22 protein-coding genes are annotated in these 24,939 nt (G+C 72.4%); 15 read left to right on the top strand and 7 right to left on the bottom strand.

Annotation, left to right across the window (positions count from 1 at the left end; genetic code table 11):
• Positions 1-910: 910 nt before the first annotated feature.
• The 3 genes from ACTMS2_RS03750 to ACTMS2_RS03740 form a co-directional block, all read right to left on the bottom strand.
• A complete protein-coding gene (locus ACTMS2_RS03750) occupies positions 911-1,174 on the bottom strand; it encodes an SCO4848 family membrane protein (RefSeq protein ID WP_089002984.1) in 264 nt (87 codons plus the stop codon).
• A 29-nt stretch (positions 1,175-1,203) separates the two neighbouring features.
• Positions 1,204-1,767 (bottom strand): alpha-ketoglutarate-dependent dioxygenase AlkB, encoded by a 564-nt coding sequence (locus ACTMS2_RS03745; protein WP_441174048.1) that lies wholly within the window; start codon positions 1,765-1,767, stop codon positions 1,204-1,206.
• Positions 1,768-1,891: 124 nt separating this feature from the next.
• Entirely contained in the window at positions 1,892-2,359 is a 468-nt protein-coding gene (locus tag ACTMS2_RS03740) for a hypothetical protein (protein WP_441174047.1), read from the bottom strand.
• A 288-nt stretch (positions 2,360-2,647) separates the two neighbouring features.
• On the opposite strand from ACTMS2_RS03740, the gene ACTMS2_RS03735 reads away from it, so the two are divergent.
• The 13 genes from ACTMS2_RS03735 (at position 2,648) to fxsT (ending at position 16,427) form a co-directional block, all read left to right on the top strand.
• Entirely contained in the window at positions 2,648-3,097 is a 450-nt protein-coding gene (locus tag ACTMS2_RS03735) for a PRC-barrel domain-containing protein (protein ID WP_441174046.1), read from the top strand.
• 33 nt (positions 3,098-3,130) lie between these two features.
• Positions 3,131-3,307, top strand: coding sequence for a hypothetical protein (locus tag ACTMS2_RS03730; protein ID WP_157747272.1), 177 nt, complete (start codon positions 3,131-3,133; stop codon positions 3,305-3,307).
• An 86-nt stretch (positions 3,308-3,393) separates the two neighbouring features.
• Entirely contained in the window at positions 3,394-4,452 is a 1,059-nt protein-coding gene (trpS, locus tag ACTMS2_RS03725) for a tryptophan--tRNA ligase (protein ID WP_441174045.1), read from the top strand.
• Between the two features lie 173 nt (positions 4,453-4,625).
• Entirely contained in the window at positions 4,626-5,153 is a 528-nt protein-coding gene (locus ACTMS2_RS03720; RefSeq protein ID WP_441174044.1) for a DUF6244 family protein, read from the top strand.
• A 185-nt stretch (positions 5,154-5,338) separates the two neighbouring features.
• Positions 5,339-5,761 (top strand): hypothetical protein, encoded by a 423-nt coding sequence (locus tag ACTMS2_RS03715; RefSeq protein ID WP_441174102.1) that lies wholly within the window; start codon positions 5,339-5,341, stop codon positions 5,759-5,761.
• Between the two features lie 14 nt (positions 5,762-5,775).
• A complete protein-coding gene (locus ACTMS2_RS03710; protein ID WP_441174043.1) occupies positions 5,776-6,222 on the top strand; it encodes a SitI3 family protein in 447 nt (148 codons plus the stop codon).
• 70 nt (positions 6,223-6,292) lie between these two features.
• Positions 6,293-7,195 carry a DUF4231 domain-containing protein gene (locus ACTMS2_RS03705; protein ID WP_441174042.1) on the top strand — a complete coding sequence of 301 codons (903 nt, stop codon included), beginning with the start codon at positions 6,293-6,295 and terminating at the stop codon, positions 7,193-7,195.
• Between the two features lie 95 nt (positions 7,196-7,290).
• On the top strand, positions 7,291-7,464 hold the full coding sequence (locus ACTMS2_RS03700; protein WP_363905382.1) for a hypothetical protein: 174 nt from the start codon (positions 7,291-7,293) through the stop codon (positions 7,462-7,464).
• A complete protein-coding gene (locus ACTMS2_RS03695; protein WP_441174101.1) occupies positions 7,436-9,781 on the top strand; it encodes an FxsB family cyclophane-forming radical SAM/SPASM peptide maturase in 2,346 nt (781 codons plus the stop codon). Before ACTMS2_RS03700 ends, ACTMS2_RS03695 begins: the two co-directional genes overlap by 29 nt.
• Positions 9,778-10,575, top strand: a complete 798-nt coding sequence (locus ACTMS2_RS03690) for an aminoglycoside N(3)-acetyltransferase (protein WP_441174099.1) — start codon at positions 9,778-9,780, stop codon at positions 10,573-10,575. The genes ACTMS2_RS03695 and ACTMS2_RS03690 overlap by 4 nt, the downstream gene beginning before the upstream one ends.
• A gap of 77 nt (positions 10,576-10,652) precedes the next feature.
• Complete coding sequence (locus tag ACTMS2_RS03685) at positions 10,653-11,330, top strand: TIR-like protein FxsC (RefSeq protein WP_089002976.1); 678 nt, start codon at positions 10,653-10,655, stop codon at positions 11,328-11,330.
• A complete protein-coding gene (locus tag ACTMS2_RS03680; RefSeq protein ID WP_441174040.1) occupies positions 11,317-12,528 on the top strand; it encodes a TIR-like protein FxsC in 1,212 nt (403 codons plus the stop codon). Before ACTMS2_RS03685 ends, ACTMS2_RS03680 begins: the two co-directional genes overlap by 14 nt.
• Positions 12,525-16,427 (top strand): FxSxx-COOH system tetratricopeptide repeat protein, encoded by a 3,903-nt coding sequence (gene fxsT / locus ACTMS2_RS03675; protein WP_441174038.1) that lies wholly within the window; start codon positions 12,525-12,527, stop codon positions 16,425-16,427. Before ACTMS2_RS03680 ends, fxsT begins: the two co-directional genes overlap by 4 nt.
• Here the strand turns inward: fxsT and ACTMS2_RS03670 are convergent.
• The 3 genes from ACTMS2_RS03670 to ACTMS2_RS03660 all read right to left on the bottom strand — a co-directional run bounded on the left by ACTMS2_RS03670 (position 16,421) and on the right by ACTMS2_RS03660 (position 19,203).
• Positions 16,421-17,371 (bottom strand): alpha/beta fold hydrolase, encoded by a 951-nt coding sequence (locus ACTMS2_RS03670; RefSeq protein WP_441174037.1) that lies wholly within the window; start codon positions 17,369-17,371, stop codon positions 16,421-16,423. The genes fxsT and ACTMS2_RS03670 overlap by 7 nt on opposite strands.
• A gap of 325 nt (positions 17,372-17,696) precedes the next feature.
• Positions 17,697-18,464: an RluA family pseudouridine synthase gene (locus ACTMS2_RS03665; RefSeq protein WP_441174036.1), complete on the bottom strand. Its 768-nt coding sequence runs from the start codon at positions 18,462-18,464 to the stop codon at positions 17,697-17,699.
• A 244-nt stretch (positions 18,465-18,708) separates the two neighbouring features.
• Positions 18,709-19,203, bottom strand: a complete 495-nt coding sequence (locus ACTMS2_RS03660; protein ID WP_158242044.1) for a pyridoxamine 5'-phosphate oxidase family protein — start codon at positions 19,201-19,203, stop codon at positions 18,709-18,711.
• A gap of 188 nt (positions 19,204-19,391) precedes the next feature.
• Between ACTMS2_RS03660 and ACTMS2_RS03655 the strand changes: the two genes are divergently transcribed.
• Entirely contained in the window at positions 19,392-21,260 is a 1,869-nt protein-coding gene (locus ACTMS2_RS03655) for an ABC transporter ATP-binding protein (protein ID WP_441174035.1), read from the top strand.
• Positions 21,261-21,428: 168 nt separating this feature from the next.
• Positions 21,429-21,785 (top strand): VOC family protein, encoded by a 357-nt coding sequence (locus ACTMS2_RS03650; RefSeq protein ID WP_441174034.1) that lies wholly within the window; start codon positions 21,429-21,431, stop codon positions 21,783-21,785.
• Between the two features lie 128 nt (positions 21,786-21,913).
• On the opposite strand, the gene ACTMS2_RS03645 is transcribed toward ACTMS2_RS03650, so the two are convergent.
• Positions 21,914-24,913, bottom strand: a complete 3,000-nt coding sequence (locus tag ACTMS2_RS03645) for a hypothetical protein (RefSeq protein ID WP_441174033.1) — start codon at positions 24,911-24,913, stop codon at positions 21,914-21,916.
• Positions 24,914-24,939 lie beyond the last annotated feature (26 nt).

The raw sequence follows: 24,939 nt of genomic DNA, 5'->3' as shown, positions 1-24,939 counted from the left end.
GAAAAACTGTCCCGACAACAAAAAGTGTTGCCAAAGGAATCCAAGACCAGCCAAACCGAAGCCTGACCAGTCCAGGGTATAAATCATAATTGGCACTGGCTTATCAAGCACCCTGTTGAGTTCTCAAAGAACAACCACACACCGCCCGGAAACCCCACACCGTGGAGCCCCCGACCCGGGGCATTTCGTTCGCGTCCCCGCCGCTCTCGCGCCGGGCACTTTTACTACGTTACCTCGCCGTCTTCGCCGTGTCAAACCGTTTGTCCCGGTCTGTCGTGCTTCGTACGGGTTGGCGGCGACGAGCGCACGCAGCGGCGGACCGCTGTGATTGATCATCGATTTGGCAGACCGGCCGCTCTGCGGTCTCCCGCGAGCTCGCCCGGTTCCCTGCCGGCCGTGAACCTTACCCGGTCGGCTCCGCTGCGCCAAATCCGCCTCGCGGCAGTTTCGGCGAGCCCCGCCCGGACCGCGCCCTCCAGGGTTGCCACCCTGTCCGACCCGGCACCAGCTCGGTTCGGCACCCCAGGACCTTCGCCCTGTTTGCCCCGTTCCGCGCTGGCAGAGAGAAAGTTACGCGTCTGCTGGTTTGAACGTCAAATCGGGGGGTAGCGGCGCCCGTCACACCATTACCGGCTCGCTATCCCGCCTGGTCAGGGCCAGCACGACAGGCCGCACGCCAGTCGGGCGAGTCCTCGCCGCCGGGCCGAAGGGCGTGGCACCCGACTGCCCGAAGGGCGGGACACCGGGTCGGGTGGAGCCGGAGCTGAGCTGGATCACGGCGTCCGAGGGATGTCAGCGCACCGGCGAGCGCCGGTATTCCCGGCCCCGGAGCCGCCCGCCGTCGCCGCCACCCGGAACGGCCAGGACGAACGCTGGCGGCGTGCTCACCACATGCGATCGGCGCGGTAGGTCAGGAAGCCGGGCCCTCGGCTCGCCGGCGGGCCACCCGCCACGCGCGGACGCCGAGCACACCGACGGTGGTGCCGATGAGCAGGGACGCCGCGATCAGCAGGGCGTGGATCCAGAGGAAGCCGGTGGCCGGGAACTCCCCGACCGTGCCGGAGGACCAGGACCGGGGATCGTTCCAGATGGCGACCGCGAACCTCGGCCAGATCACCCAGGTCCAGACTCCGACCCCGGTGAGGAAGAGGGCCCAGCCTCGCGACAGCACCATGGCCGCCGAGTATGCCAGCGCGTCGGCGGTCAGGGATGGCGGAGTTGCCGGAAGGTGATCGAGTAACGCAGGTGGGGCACCGGGGGGATGCTGTGTTGCCAGCGCTCCCGGGCCGCGCCGGCGAGCACGTACGCCGACCGTGGCGCCAGCTCCACCTCGTACACCTTGCGGTCGTCGCCCGTGCCCTGCTGGAAGCGCAACAGGCAGGCGGAGCCCAGCGAGAGGCCGACGACGGTCGGCCCGAAGATGGACGCGTCGCGGTGCCAGCCGATCACCGAGCCCGGCGGGTACCTGGTGACCAGGGCCTGGACGAGCGCGGTCGCCGGGACTCCGGCGAGCGCGGCGCAGCGCTCCCGCACCCCGTGCAGCTCGACGGGCAGCGCCTCGGCGGCCGTGAGCTGGTAGGAGCCGTAGTCGTAGTCGAAGCCGAACTGGCAGACCGTCCGCCGGGCGATCCGTCCGTGCATGCGGACCTCCCGGAAGTCGAACGCCGCCAGCGCGGTCAGCAGTGACCGCTCCTCGTCGGGCTCGATCAGCTCCGGCTGGTACGTCAGTCCCGCCGGCCGCTCGTGGGCGCCCCGCATCCGCCCCATGGGACCGACGATAACGGCGGCGCAACGGGACCCGTCGGGCGAATTTTCAACTGCGTTCGACAATTCGGTTACGCGGTCGCCGAACGGGAGGCCCGCGTGATCACGGACCTCCCGGACCGCTGTCTCAGAAGCAGGTGCCGATGCCACCGATCGCCGGGTTCGCCCGGTCGTGGTAATGGATCGTGCCGCCCGCGTCGGCCATGAAACCGCCCCAGATGACGCAACCACCCCTGACGTACGCCCGGGTCGGCCCGGCCGCCCAGAACCTGTCGCCGTCGTCGATCCGGATCGGCAGGTACTGGGCGGCTAGGTAGACCTGGGTGCGGGTCGGGGCGCCCACGTAGGCGGACTTGACGGTGACCGTGCAGCCGTAGCCGGTGACCGGGTGGTACAGCAGGTAGGCGGTGCCGAGCGGAGCGCCGGTCTCCGCGTGGCGGATCGGGTCCTGGTCGAGGACGCCGTAGCCGGGCCCGCAGAGCGACTGCGGCGTGACGGGGTTGACGACGGCGGCCTGAGCGGCGGCGCCGGTCCCGGCCGCGAGGCCGAGCGCGACGACGAGCACGACCCCGATCCGGCGAATGGTGCGGTACATCCGTGTCCCCTTTTCTCGCTGCGGAAGATGCGGGACCAGAATGGTCGGCCCGCAGCGACGGAACGAATGTGCCGGATGGACACCTCGCATTGCCGGCGAATGTGCGCGCCCACAGTTTCCGCCGCTCCCACCTGCGACCGGAACGCGCCGTTCATCGACGTCCGGCGAATATGACGTACTTCGCACCCGAGACGTTCCAGTGAACCAAGAATTGCCGCGTTGTTTCCGGCGGGCGTGGGCGGGGCACTGCCCTCCGGGACCGGCGCAGACCGTCATCGGAGGTGACCCGTGCAGCCGTCGACCTTCAATCCCTGGACCTGGCGCGACCCGTCCGCCCTCGCCGGCGGATATTCCGGCGCCAACCCCGACTCAGCCCCGCCGGACGGGCCGGAGCCCGGCGGCGACGGACCGGACGCCCCCGGTCCCGGCACCCCGCTCGACCTGGTCGGCTACCGGGTGGAGGCCACCGACGGGCGGATCGGCTCGGTCGACGAGGCCAGCGACGACACCGACGCCCGCTGGCTGGTGGTGGACACCGGGCCGTGGATCTTCGGCCGAAAGGTTCTGCTGCCCGCCGGCACGGTGACGCGGGTGGACCACCTGGAGCGCACGGTCCAGGTGGACCGCACCCGCGATCAGGTGAAGGACTCGCCGGCCTTCGATCCGGACGCGTACGGCGAGCCCGGCTACCGGGACCGGATCGGCGACTACTACCGGGAGAGCTACCGCCAGGGCTGAGCGGGCAGGGCCGGACCCGCTACCGTGGGGAGCGTGGTCCGGCCGATCAGCTACGCGCCGGAGGCCGTCGACCCCGTCGACGGCCTCCCGCTCGGCGTCGTGACCACCTCTCCGACCCGCTCCGACGACGGCCGCGAGCGGATGATCGACGTACTTCGTGCCGGCGGACTGCGGTTCCGCGACGGCGCGCGATGGCGCTCGGCTCGCTGAGCCGACCCTGACCGACCCCGGAGCACATCCCCGGTCGGCGCGCGCCCGCGCACACCTCTTCCACCAGGCACGAAAGGCGTACCACCATGTCCGTCGCACGGATGCTCACCGGGGACCGTCCCACCGGGCGGCTGCACCTCGGCCACTACGTCGGCAGCATCGCCAACCGGGTGCGGCTGCACCAGCGCTACGAGAGCTTCTTCATCATCGCCGACCTGCACATGCTCACCACCCGGAACACCCGCGAGGACATCGAGCGGGTCGCGGCGAACGCCCGGGAGATGGTCACCGACGTCCTGGCCGCCGGCGTCGACCCGGCGGGCGCCACCTTCTACCTCCAGTCGGCCATCCCGGAGGTCGGCGACCTGAACACCCTCTTCCAGAACCTGGTCACGGTGCCCCGGCTGGAGCGCGTGCCCTCGCTCAAGGAGATGGCCCGCGACGCCGGTAAGGAGGAGATGCCCTACGGCCTGCTCGGCTACCCGGTGCTCCAGGCCGCCGACATCCTCTGCGTGAAGGGGCAGGTCGTCCCGGTCGGCAAGGACAACGCGGCGCACGTGGAGGTGACCCGGGAGATCGCCCGGCGCTTCAACCACCTCTACGGGGAGGTGTTCCCCGTACCCGAGGCGATCGCGTCCGAGACGCCGACCCTGGTCGGCACGGACGGCCGGGCGAAGATGAGCAAGAGCCGGGGCAACGCGATCGCGCTCTCCGCCGACTCGGCGACGGTCCGCCGCGCGGTGATGGGCATGTACACCGACCCGAACCGGGTCCGCGCCGACGTGCCCGGCACCGTCGAGGGGAACCCGGTCTTCGCGTACCACGACCTCTTCAACCCCGATCGGGCGCAGGTCGACGACCTCAAGGAGCGCTACCGGGCCGGGCGGGTCGGTGACGTGGAGGTGAAGGAGAAGCTGGCCGTCGCACTCGACCGGTTCCTGGACCCGATCCGGGAACGCCGGGCCCGGATCGAGGCCGAACCCGGACTGGTCGACCAGTTGATCTTCGAGGGCACGGAACGGACCCGGCACGAGGTGCGGCAGACCCTCGTCGAGGTCCGCCGGGCGATGGGCCTGACCAGCGCGTACACGCAGGTGCGCCGCCGGGCCGAGCGGCACCGCAAGGCCACCGCCACGCCGGCCTGAGCGGGCGTACGACCGGAGCGGACGCTGCGGGAGGCGGGCCGCGTGGTGGCGGCGCAGGCGGCGGAGGCGGCCCGTCCGACGCGGCCCTGCCCACCCGATTGGCCTGGCGGGTTCGGGGCACATGTCGCTAGTTTCTCGGTGTCTCATCGTCGTCGATCGGGGGAGTCGGCCGCGTGTCGCACATCGAGAAGATCACCGGGGAACTGCGCGCGTTGGCGACCGGCGTCGACAGGGCGCAGGCGCTGGCCTCCGCCGCCGACAACCAGGCGCAGGAGGTGGCCCTGCGCGCCGCCGGCGCCGGCTTCGCCGCCGTGGCGGCGGGCCTGACCCGCGTACGCGACGGCATCTCCGCCGTCCGCGGCGGCCTCGGCGGCCTCGCCACGACCATCGGCGAGGCCACGACGACCACCGCCGCCGTCCCGCAGGAGGCCAGCCCACACGAGACGATCACCGGCCTGACACCCGTGCAGAACGCGTGCGACGGCATCCGCGACACCGCCGCCGCCACCATCGCCCAGGTCCGCGAGACACGACAACTCGTCACCACCGTCCTGCACGGCGGCCAACCCGGCCCCCTCGTGCAGTCCCTGGAGAGCATCACGCAGGTCCTGAGCCTGGTCGCCCAGCGCACCGCCACCGCCCGGCAGGCGGTCGAAACGGCGATCGGCGAGGCCCGACAGCTGGGCTCCGCGGGAAACTGACCAGGGCTGGCGGCAGCACCCCGACCAGCCCGACCACCGCAGACCCCGCCCCCACCACCGCCTCGGCGGCTCACGACCGCACCGGACACGACGGCCCTGCGCACGGCCCGACGCACGGACACGTGCCCTGGAGCAGGCCGGGTACCGGCGCCCCTGGCGGCACGCCGAGCGGACCACGTACCCGGATCCCGGCCAGGGAGAGACCGACGGAACGCCGCAGTCTGGAACTGGAGAACGAGACCGCCGAAAAGATCGCCTACGAGGGCTACCGGGTGCACCAGAACCCGACGAAACAGGAGATCGCGGATGCGCAGTTGAGCACCGGCGACGTCGTCGATCCGAAGAGGTCCCCGGACTACCTGGTCGAAGGGCACATCTTCGATTGCTACGCTCCCGGTCCCACCACCTCCGTCCGCGCCATCGGAAGCGCGGTCACGAGGAAGGTTACGGACGCCCAGACCCAGCGCGTGGTGTTGAACCTCCAGGACTGGCAGGGAGAACTCGCAGCCTTGCAGCGACAGTTCGACGACTGGCCGGTGCCGGCATTGAAGGAGTTGGTGGCGGTCACACGGAGCGGCACGATCGTCCAGATCGTCTGGCGGGACTGAGGAAGGCCGAAAACATGTCCATCACCTATCGACTGACGCTCGCCGGCGACATCCCGCTGGAGTTGGTGGCCGAACTCGCCGCACCGGGCGCCACCGAGACACCGACGCCGGCCGGCAACCGCCTGCTCAGCGCCGACCTCAACGATGAGTGCGGCTTCGCCGTCAGCATCACGTCGGGCAGCCACGGGTACTACGAGGCGGAGGCGGACGGGGCTGTGTGGGCGTGGGAGCCGGAGAACCACGTCGACATCGGCTTCCACATGCGCAAGGAGAGGCTGAGCGACCTCGGCAGGCCGCACATGCTGCGGACCGTGGGAAGGGTGCTGGCCGACCGGCCCGAGGACGCGGCGCTGGTGCTCAACGACAACTGGTTGCTGCTGACCCGGGTCGACGGCGTGGTCCGCCGGCACAACGAGGCCGACTGGTACGACGAGACGTACGACAGCTTCCTGCCCAGCTGACCCGCCGGACCGGCTCGCCCGGCCTTTCGGGCCCCCGTCGCACGGGCGCGGCCGTCCTACCATTCGGATCGTGGCGAACTTCGATGTCCCGACAGCGGTCGCGACGGTCTGGCAGCGGCAGGCGGCCTGGTCACGGGCGTCCGGCGAGGCCAAGCGCGTCATCACCCGCGCGCGCCTGACGGTCGCCGGGCTCACCGTGGGCGCCGCCGTGTGCGGCACCCTGGCCAACCAGCTCGGGCCGGCCCGTCCCGGCGCGGGCCGGGCGCTCGCCATCGTCGCGGCGGCGGCGCTGCTCGTGGTGCCGCTGGCCGCCCGGTGGGCCTCCCGCGACGCGGTGCACGCGTGGACCCGGCTCCGCTCGGTCTCCGAGGCGCTGAAGGCCGACACCTACCGCTACCTCGCCGGGGTCGCCCCGTTCCGGGGCCCGAACCGGGACGCCGTCCTGCTCGGCCGGTTCGACGCGCTCATGGACGACGCCGGCGACCTGGTCGGCCGCACCCTGGACGCGCCGCCGGCCGCCCGCCCGCTGCCGGCGGTCTCCGACGTCGCGACGTACGTGACGGAACGGGTGCAGCGGCAGGTCGACGCCTACTACCTGCCGGCCGCCCGCCGGATGGCCCGCGCCGCCAGGCGGGTGCGGTACGCAGCGACGGGGCTCACGATCGCCGCCGCCCTGGTCTCCGCGACGGTCGGGGTGCTCGGCGACAGCCTCGGGTTCACCGCCTGGATCGGCGTCGCGGCGGCCGTGACCACCGCGCTGGTCGGCTACGGCTCCGCCCAGCAGTACGAGCACCACCAGATCGAGTACGCCCGCACCGCCGACCAGCTCACCCGGCTGCGTACGGCCCGCGAGGCCGGGCTGGGCTGGGCCGACGACGACGCGTTCGTCGCCGAGGCCGAGCGGATCATCTCGCTGTCCAACGAGGGCTGGATGGCGCGGACGATCGAGCAGGATGGCGCTGCGCAGCCGTGACATCACAGGTTGTGCCATATAGCATCGTCGATAGTCGTCGTTGACCGTCGCGGTGGGCGGCCCTCCGTCCACTCCCGACTGAATGGGGAACCGACGTGGATCGCACCGCACGCCAGCCCGATCTCAGCCCACCGCCGCTGGACGACCTCCGGCGCACCCCGCTCGGCCGCATCCCGCTCGACCGGGCCCGTTCCGTCGCCCGCGTGACCAGCCGTGGGGAGGATCGTCCGGCCCGTGTCGATGTCGCGGCCTTCAACTCTGCGATCTGAGCCGGCCGAGCCGGGTCGCCGACCCACCGACCGGGTCGCCCCGCTGACGCAGTACGTGCTCAAGCTGGTCAGCCGCTGCGACCTCGCCTGCGACCACTGCTACGTCTACGAACACCCCGACCAGTCCTGGCGACGCCAGCCCCGGATGATGGCCCCGGCCACCGTGCGTGCCGTCGCGGAGCGGATCGCGGAGCACGCGGCGGCGCACCGGCTCGACGGCGTACGGGTGGTGCTGCACGGCGGCGAGCCGCTGCTCGCCGGTGCCGCCCGCCTCGACGCCACCGCCGCCACCCTGCGCCGCGTCATCGAGCCGGTGGCCGGGCTCGACCTGCGGATGCAGTCCAACGGTGTGCTGCTCACGCCGGCGACCTGCGAGGTGCTGGTCGCCCACGACGTCAAGGTGGGGATCTCCCTCGACGGCGACCGGGCCGCCAACGACCGGCACCGCCGCCACGCCAACGGGTCGAGCAGCCACCGGCAGGTGCTGCGCGCGCTGTCGCTGCTGCGCAGCCCCGCCTACCGCACCAGCTACGCGGGCATCCTCTGCACCGTCGACCTCGCCAACGACCCGATCCGGGTGTACGAGGCGCTGCTCGCCGAGGAGCCGCCGCGCGTCGACTTCCTGCTGCCGCACGCCAACTGGGACAACCGGCCCGCCCGGCCCGACGGGCGCGCCACGCCGTACGCCGACTGGCTGCTGGCGGTTTACCGGCGCTGGCTGGCCGACGGGCGGCCGGTGCCGATCCGCCTGCTGGAGTCCCTGCTCTCCACCGCGTCCGGGCACGGCAGCCGCAGCGAGGCGGTCGGCCTCAGCCCGGCCGACCTGGTCGTCGTCGAGACCGACGGCACCTTCGAGCAGGTCGACTCGCTCAAGTCCGCCTTCGACGGCGCCGCCGCCACCGGCCTGGACGTCTTCCGGCACCGGGTGGACGACGCCGCGGCCCACCCGGCGATCGCCGTACGACAAAGTGGTCTCGCCGGCCTCTGCGCGACCTGCCGCGCGTGCCCGGTGGTCCGGCACTGCGGCGGCGGCCTCTACGCCCACCGCTACCGTGCCGGCAGCGGCTTCGACAACCCGTCCGCCTACTGCCCGGACCTGCTGAAGCTCGTCCGGGTGGTGACGGCGGCCCCGGTCGCCGACGAGCCGACCCGACCCACCGACCCGCTCGACGAGCGGGTCCTCGACGACCTCGCCTCCGGCGCCGGCACGGCGGCCTCGGCGGCACAGCTCGCCGCAGTCCACCTGGCGATGGTGCGCGCCCTGCTGGTCACGCTCAGCGAGCGGGCCGCGGGCGACCCGGTGGCGGCCGACGGGTGGCGGCTGCTGGTGCACCTCGACGACGCGCACCCCGACGCCGTGCGCGCCGTGCTGGCCCATCCCTTCGTACGCCGCTGGGCCCGGCGCTGCCGGGACGGCGCGGCCGAGCTGTCCTACCTGGCGTGCGTCGCGGCGGCCGCCGCCGTCCGCGCCGGGGTCCGGGCCGACCTGCCCGTCCCGGTGCGCGACGGGGTCGTCAGCCTGCCGACGCTCGGCGCGCTCGCCGTCGGCTGCGAACGGGGTGTCGTCCGACTCGTCACCGACGACGGGGACGTCCGGCTGGCCGGACGGCGGGTAACCGCCGACGCGGGCCACGACGGCGACCCGGCGCGGGAGGACGGGCCGGACGGCTGGCTGCCGGTGCGGTCCCTCCGCGTGGGCGGGGACAGGCTGCTGCTGGAGGACACCGACCCGCACCGGGAGTGCTACGACCTGCCGGTCGAACCGCGCCTGTCCGACACCGCCGCGCTGCGGTGGACGCGGCAGGTGCAGCGGGCGGTGCGGCGGATCGACGCCGAGACCCCCGGCTACGCGGCCGGGGTCCGCACCCTGCTGCGGGCCGTCGTGCCGCTGCGCGCGGCGCCGGCCGGTCGCTCCCGCAGCGCCGCCGCCGGCGCCGCCTTCGGCGCGGTGGCCGTCATGCCCGTACCCGACGACGCCACCCTCGCCGTGCTGCTGGTCCACGAGGTGCAGCACCTCAAGCTCGGCGCGGTGCGGGACGTCTGCGCCCTCTTCGAGCGCGCCGGGAACCGGACGCTGCGCGTGCCGTGGCGGGAGGACCCGCGCCCCCTGGCGGAGGTGCTGCACGGCGCGTACGCCCGCCTGGCGGTCGCCGACGTGTGGCGGCACCGCCCCGGCCCGGCCGCCGGGGGCAATTTCCGTCGCTACCGGGCGTGGACCGACGGGGCCCTCGACGCCCTGCTCGGCGTCGACGCGCTGACGGCCACCGGCGAGCGGTTCGTCCGGGGGATGCGCGCCACGGTGGACGGGTGGTCGTGACCGCCGGTCTGCTCCGGCGCGACCCGCTGGCGACGGACCTGCGGGCGCTGGGACTGCCGCCGGGGGCCACCGTGCTGGTGCACTGCGCCCTGTCCCGCGTCGGCCGGCTCGCGGGTGGCCCCGCCGCCCTGCTGGCCGCCCTGCGGGACGTGCTGGGCGGGTCGGGCACGGTGGTCGTACCGGCGCAGACGGCCGGAAACTCGACGACGTCGCGGCCGTTCCGGGCGGCGACCGCCGGGATGAGCGCCGCCGAGGTCGCGGCGGCCGAGGCGGCCATCGCGCCGTTCGACCCGGAGCACAGCCCCTCCCAGGGCATGGGGATCTTCGCCGAGTACGTACGCCTACAGCCGGGGGCGGCGCGGAGCCGACACCCGCAGACCTCCTTCGCCGCCCTCGGCCCCGACGCGGCCCGGCTGACCGCCGTCCACGACCTCGACTGCCACCTCGGCGAACGCTCTCCGCTGGGCGCGCTCTACGCCGCCGACGCCGTGGTGCTGCTGGTCGGCGTCGACTGGTCCGTCTGCACGGCGTTCCACCTGGCCGAGTACCGGCTGCGCCGGCCGCCGGTCGCCCGGGCGTACCGGTGTTACGTGCGCGACGCCGCCGGCCGGCGGGTCCGGCGCGACTTCCGGGCCCCGGACCTGCACGACACCGACTTCCCGCTGATCGGCCTGGCCCTGACGGACACCGGCGCGGTGCGGCACGGGCGGGTCGGCCGCGCCGACTGTCGGCTCGTGGGCGTCCGGGTGGCCGTCGACTTCGCCCGGGGGTGGATGGATGAGCACCGGCGGTGACGGGCGGGGCAGCGCAGAGTTGGCCGCGCTCGATACTGTGGACGGTCGGGAGTCGCCGCACCGGTCGGGAGCCTCAGGTGGCAGAGGAAACACTCTGGGAGGACGAGAGCGCCCCCGTGTTCTTCCTCAGCTACGCCCACAAGAAGAACCAGGTCGCGGCACCCCGCGACACCAACCAGAAGGTCTTCCAGCTCTTCGTCGACCTGTCCGACCACGTCGTCGAGCTGCTCGGCCTCGGCCCTGGGCGCACGGCGGGGTTCATGGACCGGATGCTCGACGGCGGGCAGGTGTGGACCGACGACCTCGCCTTCGCCGCCGGGCACTGCCAGGTCTTCATCCCGTTGATCTCCACCCACTACCTCAACAGCGACTGGTGCGCCCGGGAGTGGGACGCGTTCACCCGCCGGCCGATCCTGACCCGGCCGGGCGCCGATCCGTCGGCGGGGGAGACGCCGGTCATTCCGGTGAACTGGTCCCTGGTGGACCGTCGCCGCCTGCCGGCGGCCGTGTCGCGGCGGCAGATGTTCACCCCCACCCGGCTGCCCCCGGAGATCGCCCCGCAATACCACGAAGAGGGCATCTACGGCCTGCTGAGCCTCGGCGACACCGGCAAGGCCGCCTACGACGCGGTGGTCTGGCGGCTGGCGCAGCGCATCGCCCGGGCCTACCAGACGCACTGGGTGCAGGCGCAGGTCCCCGCCGACGTACGGCAGTTGCGCACCACGTTCGAGGAGGGCGGACATGACGTGGTCTGACCCCGCCCCGCCCCGCGGCGTGCCCCGCCGGGAGACCTACTTCTTCCTCAGCTACGCGCACTCGGTGCCGCTGTCGGCCGGTGTGCGCCCGGACACCGACTACTGGGTCAACCGGTTCTTCAACGATCTGGCCACCGCCGTCCGGCACGCCGCCACCAGGGGCGGCGACCTCGACGCCGGCTTCTACGACGGCCAGGTCAGCCCGGGCGCCGACCTGCGGCAGACGCTCACCGACGCGCTCAGCCTCGCGCACGTCTTCGTGCCGCTGCACTCGCCGAACTACTTCCGCAACGCGTGGGCGCTGGGCGAACGCGAGTCGTTCCGCAGCCGGCTCACCCGGCTCGCCCCGGCGCAGGCCGAGCAGCACCTGGTGCCGGTGCTGTGGCTGCCGCTGCCGTCCTGGGGCGACCGGCCGGAGACGACCCGGGCCCTCGACCTGGTGCCGGACGCCGGCGACCGGGCCGACTACGCCGAGAACGGGCTGCGCGCCCTCTGCAAGCTCAGCGCCTACCACGACCAGTACCTGCGGGTCCTCGGCGCACTGGCGAAGCGGATCGTCACGGTGGCTGAGAGGCAGCCGCTGGCCAGGTCCCGGGCGGCGACGCTGTCCAGCCACCCGGTGCCCGACAGCGTCGGCCCGGCGCTGGTCGTCACCGCCCTCACCGACCACGCACGATGGCGGCCCTACGCGGGGCAGCACGAGCTGGCCGTGGCCGACTACGTCGCCGCGACCGCCGAGCGGCTCGGTCTGCCCACCCGGGTCGTCGACCTGGCGGCGGCCCGGGCCCTGGCGCCGCGGAGCCCCACCGTCGTGCTGGTGGACGCCGCGACCGGAGCGACCGCCATCCGGTCGGCGCTGGACGATCTGCCCCGCTGGGTCGTGCCGCTGGTCATCGCCGCCGACCACGAGCGCGGCGAGACGGCGCCCGAGTCGGTCTCCGAGGCGTTGCAGGGCGCCGGGTTCCCGCGGGTCATGCCGGTACGGGCGATCGACGAGTTCGAGCGCTGCACCCCGCTGCTGGTCACCGAGGCCCGCAAACAGTTCCTGCGGTACGGCCCGGTCGACCCGCCGGACGGCCCGGTCACCCCGAGGCCCAGCCTGCGCCCGGCCCGGCCGCCCGACGGACCGACGGGGTCCGGTCCGGGCCTGCCGCCGCTGCGGCCGTTCGACACGACGCGAGGGAAGGACGAGCGATGACGCCATCGCGCGAAGGGCAGGTCATCACCTTCTACTCCTACAAGGGCGGTACGGGCCGCACGATGGCGCTGGCCAACACCGCCTGGATCCTCGCCGCGAACGGCCAGCGGGTGCTCGTCGCCGACTGGGACCTGGAGTCTCCCGGCCTGCACCGCTTCTACGCCCCGTTCCTCGACGCGGAGCAGGTCGCGACCACCGGCGGGGTCATGGACCTGATCCTCGACTACGAGTGGGAGAACGCCCGCCGGCGGGAGGAGACCGGCGCCGACCCCCGCCCCGGCGACTGGCACCGGGAGTACGCGCGCGTCCACCGCTACGCGTTCTCGGTGGGCTGGGAGTTCCCCGGCGGCGGCAGCCTCGACCTGCTGCTGGCCGGCCGGCACAACCCCGACTACGCGACCAGCGTGACCGGCCTCAACTGGGACAACTTCTACAACCGGCTCGGCGGCGCGCAGTTCTTCGACGCGCTGCGCGAGGACATGAAGCGGCACTACGACTACGCGCTGATCGACAGCCGCACCGGCATCAGCGACGTCGCCGAGATCTGCACCATCCACCTGCCCGACGTCCTGGTCGACTGCTTCACCCTCAGCGACCAGGGCATCGACGGCGCCGCGGCGGTGGCCGCCCGGGTGCGCGACTACGAGGGACGCCGGGCCCGCCGGGTGCTGCCCGTGCCGATGCGGGTCGACGACGGGGAGAAGAGCAAGCGCGACGCCGGGCGTTCGCTGGCCATGCAGAAGTTCACCGGCCTGCCGGGCGGCATGACCGACAGCGAGCGGCAGGCCTACTGGCTCACCGTCGAGGTGCCCTACCGCGCGTACTACGCCTACGAGGAGACGCTGGCGACCTTCGGCGACGAGCCGGGCGGGCGCACCACCCTGCTGTCGGCGTACGAGACGTTGACCAGCCACATCACCAACGGCAGGATCACCGGCCTGCCCCGGATGGACGACCAGCTGCGCCGCCGGACGGTGCAGCGCTTCGAACGCAAGCCGGCGGTCGTCGACGAGCTGATCCTGCTCCGGCACGCGCCCGAGGACCAGATCTGGGCGGAGTGGGCGCAGGCGGTGCTCAACTCCGCGGATCTCCGGGTGGTGACCGCCGCGCTGGACGGGCCGGCACCCGAGCCGACAGGCACGGCGTTCCGCGAGGTCCGGCTGGTCTCCCGGGCCTACCTGGCGGCCCAGCGCTCCCGCACCGGCCCCGAGGACCGGGCCGCGCCGAGCTGGCTGGCCGTGCACGTCGACGACACCCCGCCCGTGCCGGACGTTCCGGTCGGGAGCTGGACGTCGGTGCACGACCTCACGGCCGAGGACGCGGCGACCCACCTGCTGAAGCTGGTCGGCCGGACGGTGGGCGCGGCCGGTCTGCGCCCGGCCCGCTTCCCGGGCGTACGCGCCGCCGTGTTCAACGCGCCGGCCCGCAACGCCCGCTTCACCGGGCGCGAGGATCTGCTGCGCAGGCTCCGGGAGGAGCTGAAGGCCGCAGGCGGCGGGACACCGGTCGCGCTGCGGGGCGGCCCCGGTCTCGGCAAGACGCAGCTCGCCATCGAGTACGCCCACCGGTTCCGGGGTGCGTACGACATCATCTGGTGGGTCGCCGCCGACCCGCCGCAGTTCGTCGACGTGCGGATGGTGGAGCTCGCCGAGGAGCTGGGCCTGCCCCAGACCACGATCCCGGAGACCAACCGGGCGCTGCGGCAGCGGCTGAGCCAGACCGAGCGCCGCGCCGACGGCAGCCCGCCGCCGCACTGGCTGCTCATCTTCGACAACGCCGACCTCTACGAGGACGTCCGGCCCTACCTGCCGCAGGGCAACGGGCACGTGCTGGTCACCACCCGCAACCCGGACTGGGGCGACCTGGCGCGGGCCGTGGACGTCGACGAGTTCGAGCGGGCGGAGAGCGTGGCGCACCTGCGCGCCCGCCTGGGCGAGCACCTGATGAGCGTCGCCGAGGCCGAGCGGGTCGCCGACGCCGTGGAGAACGTGCCGATCTTCGTCGCGACGGTCGGGGCGTGGCTGGCCGACACCCGCACGCCGGTCGACGAATACCTGGCCGGGCTGCGCCGCACCGGCCTGGAGACGGAGGTCTGGGACCTCCCGTTGCAGCGGCTGAGGGAGGGCTCCCCGGGGGCGTACCGTCTGCTTCAGCTCGCGTCGGTGCTCGCCCCGGAGATCTCCCTGGACCTGCTCTACGGCGACCAGGTGGCGCGGGTCATCGCCCCGCACGACCCGGTGGTCGCCGCGCGGGTGGCCGACCGGGTGTCCGAACGTGACATCGCGGCGACGCTGGTGCAGCGGATGAACAAGCTCGCGCTGATCAAGCTGGACCCGCACGCCCACCGGGTGCAGGTGCACCGGTTGTTGCAGACCGCCCTGCGCGCCCGGATGAGCGACGACGAACTGGTCACGGCCAAGCACGAGGTGCACCAGATCCTCGCCGGATCCCGACCGCCGGGCGAGGTGGAGGACCCGGCGAACCGGCAACGGTTCCGGATGCTCTGGCCGCACCTCGACGGCTCCGGCGCGATCTCCTGCGACGACGACGACGTCCGGCAGCTGGTCATCGACCGGGTCCGCTACATCTACGTCAGCGGCGGATACGAGCAGGGCGAGCGGTACGCGCGGGAGACCGAGGCCGTCTGGTCGGCGCTGCTGGAGGAACTGCCGCCGGACGGGCCGGAACACCGCAAGCTGCGCGTCCAGCTGCTGCACCTGCGGTTCAACTGGGCGAACCTGCTGCGCAGCCTCGGGCGGTTCGAGGAGGCCTACCGGCTGGACGAGGACACGCTGCGCCAGCAGGAGGAGCTGATCGGCGACAGCCACCCGCACACGCTGATGACCGCCGGCGGTTACGGGGCGGACCTGTGCACCCTGGGTCGATACCAGGAGGCGCTGGAGCGCACCCAGCGGACGTACGCCGCGTCGGTCGAGGTCTTCGGCGAGGACCACCGCCGCACGCTGAACGCGGCGAACAACCTCGCTGCGTCGTACCGCCTGGTGGGGATGTTCGACAGGGCCCTCGACCTCGACGGGGCCACCAACCGGCGGCTACGGGTCGTGCTCGGCCCGGAGCACCCGAACACCCTGGTGTCGGCCAACAACCTCGCCCGCGACCTGCGGGAGACCGGCGACTACGAGGGTTCCGTGGCGCTGCTGCGGGAGGTGGTGACCGGCTACCGGAACCTCTTCGGCGACCACTCCCGTGCCGTGCTCACCGCGCAGGCCAACCTGGCCGTGTCGCTGCGCAGCACCGGAGACATCGCCGAGGCCGCCCAGCTGCTCGACGAGACCTACCAGCGGCTGCTGGCCACCCTCGGGCCGACCAACCCGGACACGCTGTTCAGCCGGCTCAGCCGGACGGCCAACATGATGTTGCAGGGGCAGAACGCGCAGGCCCTGACGGAGCTGAGCGAGGTGGAGCAGCAGTTCGTGGAGGTGTTCGGCGCCGAGCACCCGTACTCGCTGGTCTGCCGGATCAATCTCGGCGTGGCCCTGTGGGACGCGGGCGACACCGGCACCGGCCGGTCGCTCACCGACACGACGACGCGGACGATGCTCACCACGCTCGGCGAACGGCATCCGTTCGCCATGGCGGCGGCCAACAACGTCGCGGTCTTCACCATCCTCGCCGGGGAGCCGGAGAAGGGCCGCGACCGGCTGCGGGCCGTGGTGGAGCAGCTCACCGAGGTGCTCGGGCCCGAGCACCCCGACACGCTGCGGGCCCGGGGCAACCTGGAGACCGCCCACCAGGCGTTGTCGGGCGGGCGGGTGAGCATCGGGCGGATGCGGATCGCCGACCGGCTCGCCAACCGGGTCGGGCAGCACCATCCCAGCGTCGTGGTGCTGCGCGACGGGCGGTACGTGCGCCGGGTGCTCGACCCGCACCCCTACTGACCGGGCCGCGCGCCGATCAGCAGGTCGGCGCCGAGTGCCGCGTCGGGGTCAACGAGCCAGCGCAGGATGCGCGGCAGCTCCTCGACCGCGTCGAAGTGCGCCGCCCCCGGCTGCACCTCCATCTCGGCACCGGGGATCTGCGCGGCCAGCCAGCGGCCGTGGCTCACCGGGGAGAAGTTGTCGTCGGCGCCGTGCCACAGCCGCACCGGCGTCGCCGAGGTGTCGATCGCCCCGAGGTCGAACCCCCAGGGGCGGCGGAAGGCCAGCACGTCGTCGATCCACCCGTACGGGCCGGAGCGGAGCGCCTCCGCGTAGGTGTCGGTGATGAGTCGCCGCAGCGCCGGGTCGTTGACCGCCCGGCGGTCCGCCGTGCTCATCTCCGTCCTGAGGTCCGCCAGGAGCAGCCGCGGATCCGCGGCGGCCCGCTCGGCGCGCTGGCGGATCTCCTCGACCACGGCGGCCGTGTCGGGGCTACCGACGCCGAATCCGCGGACGTTGCCGGTGTTCATGCCGTTGACCCAGTCCAGCTCGATCGCGTTCCAGGGGGCGAGACTGACCAGCACCGCCACCCGGGTCACCCGGCCGCGCAGCCGCGCGTCGGCGGCGCAGGCGAGGGCGTGCGGGCCGCCGCCGGACCGGCCGACGACGGCGAACTTCTGCACGCCCAGGTGGTCGGCGATCGCCTCCACGTCGCGGGCGGCGTCGGCGACGTCGCGGTCCTCGCGGCGGTCGGAGTCGCCGTAGCCGGGCCGGTCGTAGGCGATCAGCCGGACGCCCATGCGGTAGAGGACGATGCCGCGGGGCTTCGGGCCCCGGCGGCTGCCGGGCGTGCCGTGGAGCAGGAAGACGGGGAAGCCGTCGGGCGCGCCGGTCACCTCGTACGCCACGCGTCTGCTGTCCTCGCGTTCGGCGAAGTCGGCCCCTGGCTCGCCGTCTCGGGTCACTCCGTCCTGCCCTTCGGTGCCGCAACCAGCCAATACTCGCAACCCGGCATCGAGTAGAGACGATGTGTCCGGCGACTCCACTCAGCAATCGAGCCTAATGGTCAAGCCCGCCACGCCGCTATGCCGAGCGGGAACAAGCGGCCGGATCTGTCGGAAACGACACCTACGGTCCCCCTGGGCTGGAACTTCCGGCTGCCCCTTCCGCCGGGTGGCCGGGGGCGGGTCCGCATCGTGGGCGGCCGGCGGCCCGGCGTGGTCCGCCGGGCCGGCGTGGTCCGCCGGGCCGGCGCGCGGCGGCTCACGCGGGGTGGGGCCGCGCGCCGGGTCAGCCGGCCAGCGTCTCGAGGGCGTCGTCGAGGCGGGGCTTGCGGCCGTCGGCGAAGACCTCGAGGAATTCCTCGCCGGGCGGGGCCCAGAACTGGGTACGCGGCTCGTCCCGCCAGTCGCAGGTGATCTCGCAGCCCCACGAGTGCAGGTACGTCCGCTGGTCCGGCTGCCCGCGCTGGAACAGCGGGTCGCCGACGATCGGGAAGCCCAGCCAGGCCAGGTGGACGCGGATCTGGTGGCGTCGACCGGTGACCGGCTTGAGCACCAGCAGCGTACGGTCGCCGCTGACCAGCGCCGTCGCGAAGTCGGTACGCGACTCGTAGGACGGCTTGGAGTGGTCGACGGCCGACTCCGGCAGCGCGAAGCGGCGGCGGTCGGCGTCGTAGCGGATGGCGTCGCGCTCCCCCGCGATCCGGATGGTGCCCTTGCGGCCCGGCCGCAGTGGTAGGTCGATGGTGCCCCGGTCGGGCAGCCGCGCCCCCTCGACCCAGGCCAGATAGCGCTTGTCGGCACCCCGGTCGGCGAACTGCCGGGTCAGCGATGCGTGCGCCGAGGGCGTCCTGGCGAGCAGCAGCAGGCCCGAGGTGACCTTGTCGATGCGGTGCACCCAGTGCACCGGCTCGCCGGCGGCGGCAGCCAGGTCCGTGAGGGATTCGCTGTGCCGCTCGCCCATCACGGAGATGCCCGGGGGCTTGTCGAGCACGAGCAGGTGGTCGTCCTCGTGGACGGGCCGGCGCCGAAGCTCCGACCAACTGAAGGTGGTCATCATCGCCTCGGCTCTCGACTGTCCTGAGCTGCTCTGGATCGCCGTCGGCCGCGCCTGGGCAGCGGTGCCGCGCGGAGCGGGATTCGCACCGGCCAGGTGGGCCGGCCCGGCGAGGATATCAACCCGACGACCGCGCCTGCCGAGGTTGACCGGCGCCCGGGCTGCCGCGCCGCCACCCTCCGCGGCCGACGCTGGCCACCGCCGCTCAGCCAGGCTGCCCGGCCGACGCGCCCGGCCTGTCTCGTCAGGCGAACCGCCACCGGGTGGCGCTGAAGCCGGATCCCTTGTCCATGCCGACCACCTTGGCCGGGGTCACCCGGAAGACGACGTACGGCGACGGCCCGATCCCGTCGCCGTCGATCCCGCCGTCGACCGGGGTCACCTCCCAGCCGTACTTCTTCCCGTAGGCCTCGGCGACGCGCCGCAGCGTCGCCGGGTCGCTGATCCGCGATGCCGTGCCCTCGATCGACAGGTCCAGCTCGGGGCTGCCGACGGTCAGGACGCAGTGCGGGTTGGCAGCCAGGTTGTCGACCTTGTGGGCGGACCCGCTGGAGCAGAAGTACATGCCGTCGTCGAGCCACAGGGCCAGCAACGGCACGGCGTGCGGCCGGCCGTCCGGACGGACGGTGGACAGGAAGAACTCTCCCGCCTCCGTCAGCCGCTCGTGCGCCCGCGACCAGGGCATCGGCTCGGCGCCTTCGCTGGCGAAGGACGGTTCCGCGACCGGCTCACGGTTCACGACGGGTTCCTCTCTGACGACGACGGGGTGACGGTTACAGCACGGAGGGTATCGCCGGGCGGCCCTGTCCGCGAGCGGGCAGCCCGGCGGTCCGCGGAATGCCGGAAGGTGCCCACCGTCCCCCGCCACGGTGCCCGCACGGGAAAACGGCTTGACCTCAACCTCGCTCCAGGTTCTAGGTTCGCGGCATGAGCATGGAAGTCACCGCGTGGATGTCCCTGCACCACGCGATGCATCAGCGCGAGCAGCGGCCCTTCTCGAAGGCGACCCTCAAGCGGATCGGCGGCTTCGCCCGCCCGCACCGCCGCCTGCTCGGGTGGTTCCTGGCGGGCAGCGTCGTGGCCGCGGTACTGACCGTGGCCGCTCCGGTGCTGGCCGGGCGGGTGGTCGACGCGATCGTCACCGGCACCGACACGTCGACGGTGGTGCGGCTGGCCGTGGCGATCGCCGTCATCGCCCTCGCCGAGGCCGGGCTGGGGCTGCTCAACCGCTACCAGTCGGCGCGGATCGGTGAGGGCCTCATCGTCGACCTGCGGACCGCCGTCTTCGACCACGTGCAGCGGATGCCGGTCGCGTTCTTCACCCGGACCCGCACCGGCGCCCTGGTCTCGCGGCTCAACAACGACGTGATCGGGGCGCAGCAGGCGTTCAGCGACACGCTCTCGGGTGTGGTCGGCAACGCCGTGACGCTGGTCCTCACGCTCGCGGTGATGCTGACCTTCTCCTGGCAGATCACCCTGCTGGCGCTGCTGCTGCTGCCCATCTTCGTGCTGCCCGCCCGGAGGATGGGCCGCAGGCTGGCCCGGCTCGAACGGGAGGCGGCCGACCTCAACGCGGCGATGAGCACCCGGATGACCGAGAAGTTCTCCGCGCCCGGCGCCACGCTGGTCAAGCTCTACGGGCGACCGGCGGAGGAGTCCGCCGTGTTCGCCGTCCGCGCCCGGCGCGTCCGCGACATCGGCGTGCGTACCGCCATGTTGCAGACCGTCTTCATCACGGCCCTCACGGTGGTCGGTTCCCTCGCGCTGGCTCTGGTGTACGGCCTGGGCGGCGTCTACGCCATCCGCGGGCAGCTCGACGCCGGCGCGGTCGTCGCGCTCGCCCTGCTGCTGTCGCGCCTGTACGCGCCGCTGACCTCGCTCGCCAGCGCGCGGGTGGAGATCATGAGTGCGCTGGTCAGCTTCGAGCGGGTCTTCGAGATCCTGGACCTCAAGCCGATGATCGAGGACAGGCCGGACGCCCGGCCGCTGCCCGACGGGCCGGTGGCGGTCGAGTTCGACGACGTCCGCTTCGGGTACCCGTCGGCGGAGAAGGTCTCCCTGGCCTCGCTGGAGGACGTCGCGAAGCTCGACGCCCGCGGCGGCGAGGAGGTGCTGCACGGGATCTCGTTCCGCGCCGAGCCCGGGCAGATGGTCGCCCTGGTCGGCTCGTCGGGCGCCGGCAAGTCCACCATCGCGCAACTGCTGCCCCGCCTGTACGACGTGGAGGCCGGCGCCGTACGCCTCTCCGGGCGCGACGTCCGCGACCTGACCGGCGACTCGATCCGGGACGCCCTCGGGGTGGTCACCCAGGACGGTCACCTGCTGCACGACACGATCCGCGCCAACCTGCTCTACGCCCGGCCGGACGCGGGCGAGGACGACCTGTGGGACGTGCTGCGCCGGGCCAGGTTGGCCGACCTGATCCGCTCGCTGCCGGACGGCCTCGAGACGGTCGTGGGCGAGCGCGGATACCGCCTCTCCGGCGGCGAACGACAGCGACTCACCATCGCCCGGCTGCTGCTGTCCCGCCCGCGCGTGGTGATCCTCGACGAGGCCACCGCGCACCTCGACTCGACGTCCGAGGCGGCGGTGCAGGCGGCGCTGGGCGAGGCGTTGACGGGCCGGACCAGCGTGGTCATCGCGCACCGGCTCTCCACGATCCGTTCCGCCGACCAGATCCTGGTGCTCGAACAGGGCCGGATCGTGGAACGCGGCCGACACCCCGACCTGCTGGCCCGGGGCGGCCGGTACGCCGAGTTGTACCGGACCCAGTTCGACCAGCCGGTGCCGGCCTGACGGTCCGCCGTCCGGACGCCGGGCGGTGGTCACCGGCTCCGGTCGGCGCGCTCCAGCTCCTCCCCGGCGAGCGCGACGACGACCCGCTCGGTGCAGGTCCGCCCGGACGGGTCCGCCGTGGGCATCGCCCGGAGTGCGGGGCGCGGTCGGCTCACCAATACTTCGTCCATGGGGATACGTCTCGGCAGCGTCGTGATCAACTGTGCGGATCTCGACGTGATGACGGAGTTCTGGGCCGCCGCGCTGCACCTGGCGCCCGGCCCGGTCGTCGACGAGGGACGCTTCCGGGTGCTGCGGGGGCGTCGGGTCAACGTCTCGCTCCAGGTCGCGGAGAGCCCGGTCGGCGCCCGCGACCAGATGCACTTCGACCTCTACACCGACGACCAGGCAGGCGAGGTGCAACGCCTGCTCGCGCTGGGGGCCAGCTACGTGCGGCACGACCACGACCCCAGCGACGACTACGTCGTACTCACCGATCCCGAGGGCAACGAGTTCTGCGTCTGCGCCGTCGCCGAAGGGGAATGAGGCCGTCTCCCCTTCGCGTCGGGCGGTTCAGCGCCGGTTGCGCGAGCGCCGGGTCGCCGCGCGGATACCTGCTCGGGTGCCGCGGTGGCGGTAACCAGCGCACGCTGGATACCGCCACCGCGGTTCCGCTACTTCTCCTCTTCCTCGGAATCGTCCGAGATGTTTGCGCCGTTGCCGTTGCTGGCCTGGTTCATCATTCCGCCGAGGGCGCTGAGGCTGCTCGCGGCCTTTCCGGCCGGGACCAGCTTGGACGCCGCTTCGACAGCGATGGCGGCCATCTTCTGCTGGTGTTCGGCGGCGGTCTTCATGGCCTCGTTGGCACGAGCGCCGGCATCCTTGTCATTGCTCGCTGCGGCCTCGATGCCCTTGCTGAGCATCTGACTCATCTCAGCCGCGCCAGCGATGTCCTTGAACAGGTTGGCGGTGGACAGGGCCTGCATCGCCGCCTGCGTGGCGGCCGGGTCGGGCAGGGCGGCGACCGTCTGGAACTTGGCCTCACTCGCGCCGAGTTGGGCGACCTTGACGTCCACCTCCTGGTTGCGGCTGCCGGTGCTGACCGCCGCGATGTCCGTGGGCAGAATCGGGATCGGCGAGTCCTTCCAGTTCCAGAAGCGGGTCAGGTCGATCTTCTCAGCAGCGTTGGCGCGGCCCAGGACGGCTTCGGCGAAGACGCCGTTGGTGGCGATGCCGACCTTGGCGGTGACCGACTTACCCAGCATCGTGCTGTCCGCCGAACGCGCCTTGAGCCAGTCCTGCCGATCCTGCTCGCTGCTGAAGTTCCAGCGGAAGCCGAGATAGTTGCCGGTGGCCGCGACCGGTTTCGGGTCGAGCAGCATGCCGAGCGGGACCGCGTCACCCTTGCCGCCCGGCGGCAGGTAGGAGTAGTTGGCGAGGATGCGGCTCAGCGTCAGCTCGTCAGCGTTCGCCCAGACGGCCTGGCTGTAGTAGCGACGGTTGTCGTTGAGGTGGTCCAGGACGGCCTGCGGCACCTTCCCGCCGCGCAGATGAAAGCCGAGCGCGGCGATGTAGGTCCGGCTGCCGGTGCGGACGGTGGAGCCGAGCAGCCCGCAGATCGCCGCGCCGCCGGCGTCCTCGGTCAGGTCCGGCGTGGTCGGTCCGGCGGCGGGGCCGAAGCTGACCATCCCGGTCTGCAACGTCAGGCGCAGCCCGGCAAGGCTGCCCCGGGCGGCCGTGCCACTCCAGTAGTCGACGGAGAGCAGCTTCTCACCGGGCTTGAAGTCGTAGGACCCATGTTGCAGCACGCCCGATCCTCCGGTGTCGCCGCAGCGGTACGTGTGGCCGGGGATGACGAGCCGAACGCTGCGGATGCCGGCGTTGTCCCACCACACGTCGATCTTGGTGGGCCATCCCGACTCCGGCGGCGGCGGGTCGTCGAACGCGGTGAGCGCCTCACGCGGCGCGGTCAGCAGCCGGTAGAGCACGCCCTTGTCGTTCATCAGCCAGAACTCACCACCACCGGCCGAGACGATCTTGGCTGGATAAGCTGCGGTCATGGGCGTGGTCCCGATTCTGCCGGGGGTCCATGCCGACGAGCCGGGCTCGATCATCATGATCTTCTTGTCTCCGGTGACGCCCCAGATGACACCGTCCGGCGCCGCGGTCAAGCTCACGATGCCCGGAACGGGCGCCGGACGCTCGGTCCAGGTCGTGCCCGTCCGCTCGAAGGTCTTGCCGTCCTTGCAGTACCAGACTCGCTCGTTGTTGACCACGGCGAGATCGTCGACGGCGACGACTGACTTCTGCCAGTTGATCCCGACCTGCTGGTAGATCTCCGAGGCATTCCAGAGGAAGGTGGTGCCATCGCTGCCACTGGCGACGCCCAGGCCGGCCGCGCCGTGCAGATCGGGGTGCCACGTCGTGCCGTCGAAGACCATGAGCCGGTTGTCGGGCCGGACTCCCCAGACCTTGTCCTTGCCCGGCGCGATCCGCTTGAGGCCACTGGCGGGCAGGCCGGTGTTGGGCAGTGGATTCCACTGCCGCGCGACGGCATCGAAGCGCACCGGAGCTCCGTCGAGCTTCCGTACACCGTAGACGCCCATCGTCGACGCCGCGAGGTCGAGCAGGTCGATCCCTTCGAACAACTGATTGGCCGGTGCCTCCGTCGCGGTGCAACCCTCCAGCTTGCGTACGGTCGACTCGAGGGGATTGGCATCGCGGATCCGGGTGGCCCACTCCTTCGGCGCCACGCTGGCCAGCACCTCCTTGTACCGCTGCAGGTTGTTGTGCGTGAAGGAGAGCTCCTGCAACGGGATGAACAGGCACCGCTCGGCGGTCACCGGCTTCGTCGTCACCTCGTAGACCTGCACGACCTCGTAGTACTGGACCGACAGTGCGTGCATGTGGTTGTAGTTGGTCACCACCCGGGTCGTGACCTGCTCCTTCTCCGACTGCGAGGTCTCCCGGACCACCGTCATGTGCCGGCTGCGAGCCGCCGTCGCCACCTGCTGGGTACGCGCGCTGATCTGCTGTGCCGCGTCCGAGGCGACCGAGCGGATGCCGGTGGAGCGGACGACGTTCGTCGCGAAGCCACTGTTGGAGGAGTTGCTCCAGGTGCCGCCGAGGTTCAGGCCGAACAGCGCCACTCCTCCGCCACCACCCTTGCTCGAGGACGTCGACGCCTGTTGCATCGAGGAGGTGCCGTGCTGCTGCTCCTGGGCGATCGTGTTGGCCACCTCGGAGATCGAGCGGTCCTGGTCGGTGCGGCTGGTGAGCTGGTCCTTCTCACTGGTCGCCTCGGTGCCCGTGCCGCGGGTGCGCCGTTCCCAGTCGACGACGGCGACTCTGGTGCTCTCCCCGGGTGCCAGGGCGAGGCTGTGCAGCAGCCGACCCAGCGTGACGCCCTTCACCGCCCAACTCTGCTCAGTAGTGACGATCATGCCCTCGGCCGGGCGGTCGTAGAACGGCAAGTTCTCCTCGCCGAGATCGATGGCCCCGGTCAGTTTCCGGGTCGGTTTCGCGCCCGGGATGTCGGTCAGCACCACTGACTGGTAGCGGACGATCTCGATCGGATGATCACCGCTGGCGGGCAGGAGGTCTGCCGGTGTTGCGCCGTCGAGAGGACCGGTTGCCGGCGGTGCGGGCTTCTGACCGTTCTGAGCTGCGGGCATGGGCGAGCCTTTCCACGCGGGGGATC

Origin of the sequence: Micromonospora sp. SD12 (assembly GCF_052068495.1) — a bacterium.
In the GTDB taxonomy this organism is placed as follows: Bacteria; Actinomycetota; Actinomycetes; order Mycobacteriales; family Micromonosporaceae; genus Micromonospora; species Micromonospora echinofusca.
Note: the sequence above shows the minus strand (reverse complement) of the source record. Positions and strands in the feature narration are given on the sequence as shown.

Excerpts from the sequence above, each read along its gene's own strand:
- ACTMS2_RS03750 (WP_089002984.1), bottom strand. The coding sequence starts at position 1,174 with ATGGTGCTGTCGCGAGGCTGGGCCCTCTTCCTCACCGGGGTCGGAGTC.
- ACTMS2_RS03745 (WP_441174048.1), bottom strand. The coding sequence starts at position 1,767 with ATGGGGCGGATGCGGGGCGCCCACGAGCGGCCGGCGGGACTGACGTAC.
- ACTMS2_RS03740 (WP_441174047.1), bottom strand. The coding sequence starts at position 2,359 with ATGTACCGCACCATTCGCCGGATCGGGGTCGTGCTCGTCGTCGCGCTC.
- trpS (WP_441174045.1), top strand. The coding sequence starts at position 3,394 with ATGTCCGTCGCACGGATGCTCACCGGGGACCGTCCCACCGGGCGGCTG.
- ACTMS2_RS03710 (WP_441174043.1), top strand. The coding sequence starts at position 5,776 with ATGTCCATCACCTATCGACTGACGCTCGCCGGCGACATCCCGCTGGAG.
- ACTMS2_RS03695 (WP_441174101.1), top strand. The coding sequence starts at position 7,436 with ATGTCGCGGCCTTCAACTCTGCGATCTGAGCCGGCCGAGCCGGGTCGC.
- ACTMS2_RS03680 (WP_441174040.1), top strand. The coding sequence starts at position 11,317 with ATGACGTGGTCTGACCCCGCCCCGCCCCGCGGCGTGCCCCGCCGGGAG.
- fxsT (WP_441174038.1), top strand. The coding sequence starts at position 12,525 with ATGACGCCATCGCGCGAAGGGCAGGTCATCACCTTCTACTCCTACAAG.
- ACTMS2_RS03665 (WP_441174036.1), bottom strand. The coding sequence starts at position 18,464 with ATGACCACCTTCAGTTGGTCGGAGCTTCGGCGCCGGCCCGTCCACGAG.
- ACTMS2_RS03655 (WP_441174035.1), top strand. The coding sequence starts at position 19,392 with ATGAGCATGGAAGTCACCGCGTGGATGTCCCTGCACCACGCGATGCAT.
- ACTMS2_RS03650 (WP_441174034.1), top strand. The coding sequence starts at position 21,429 with ATGGGGATACGTCTCGGCAGCGTCGTGATCAACTGTGCGGATCTCGAC.
- ACTMS2_RS03645 (WP_441174033.1), bottom strand. The coding sequence starts at position 24,913 with ATGCCCGCAGCTCAGAACGGTCAGAAGCCCGCACCGCCGGCAACCGGT.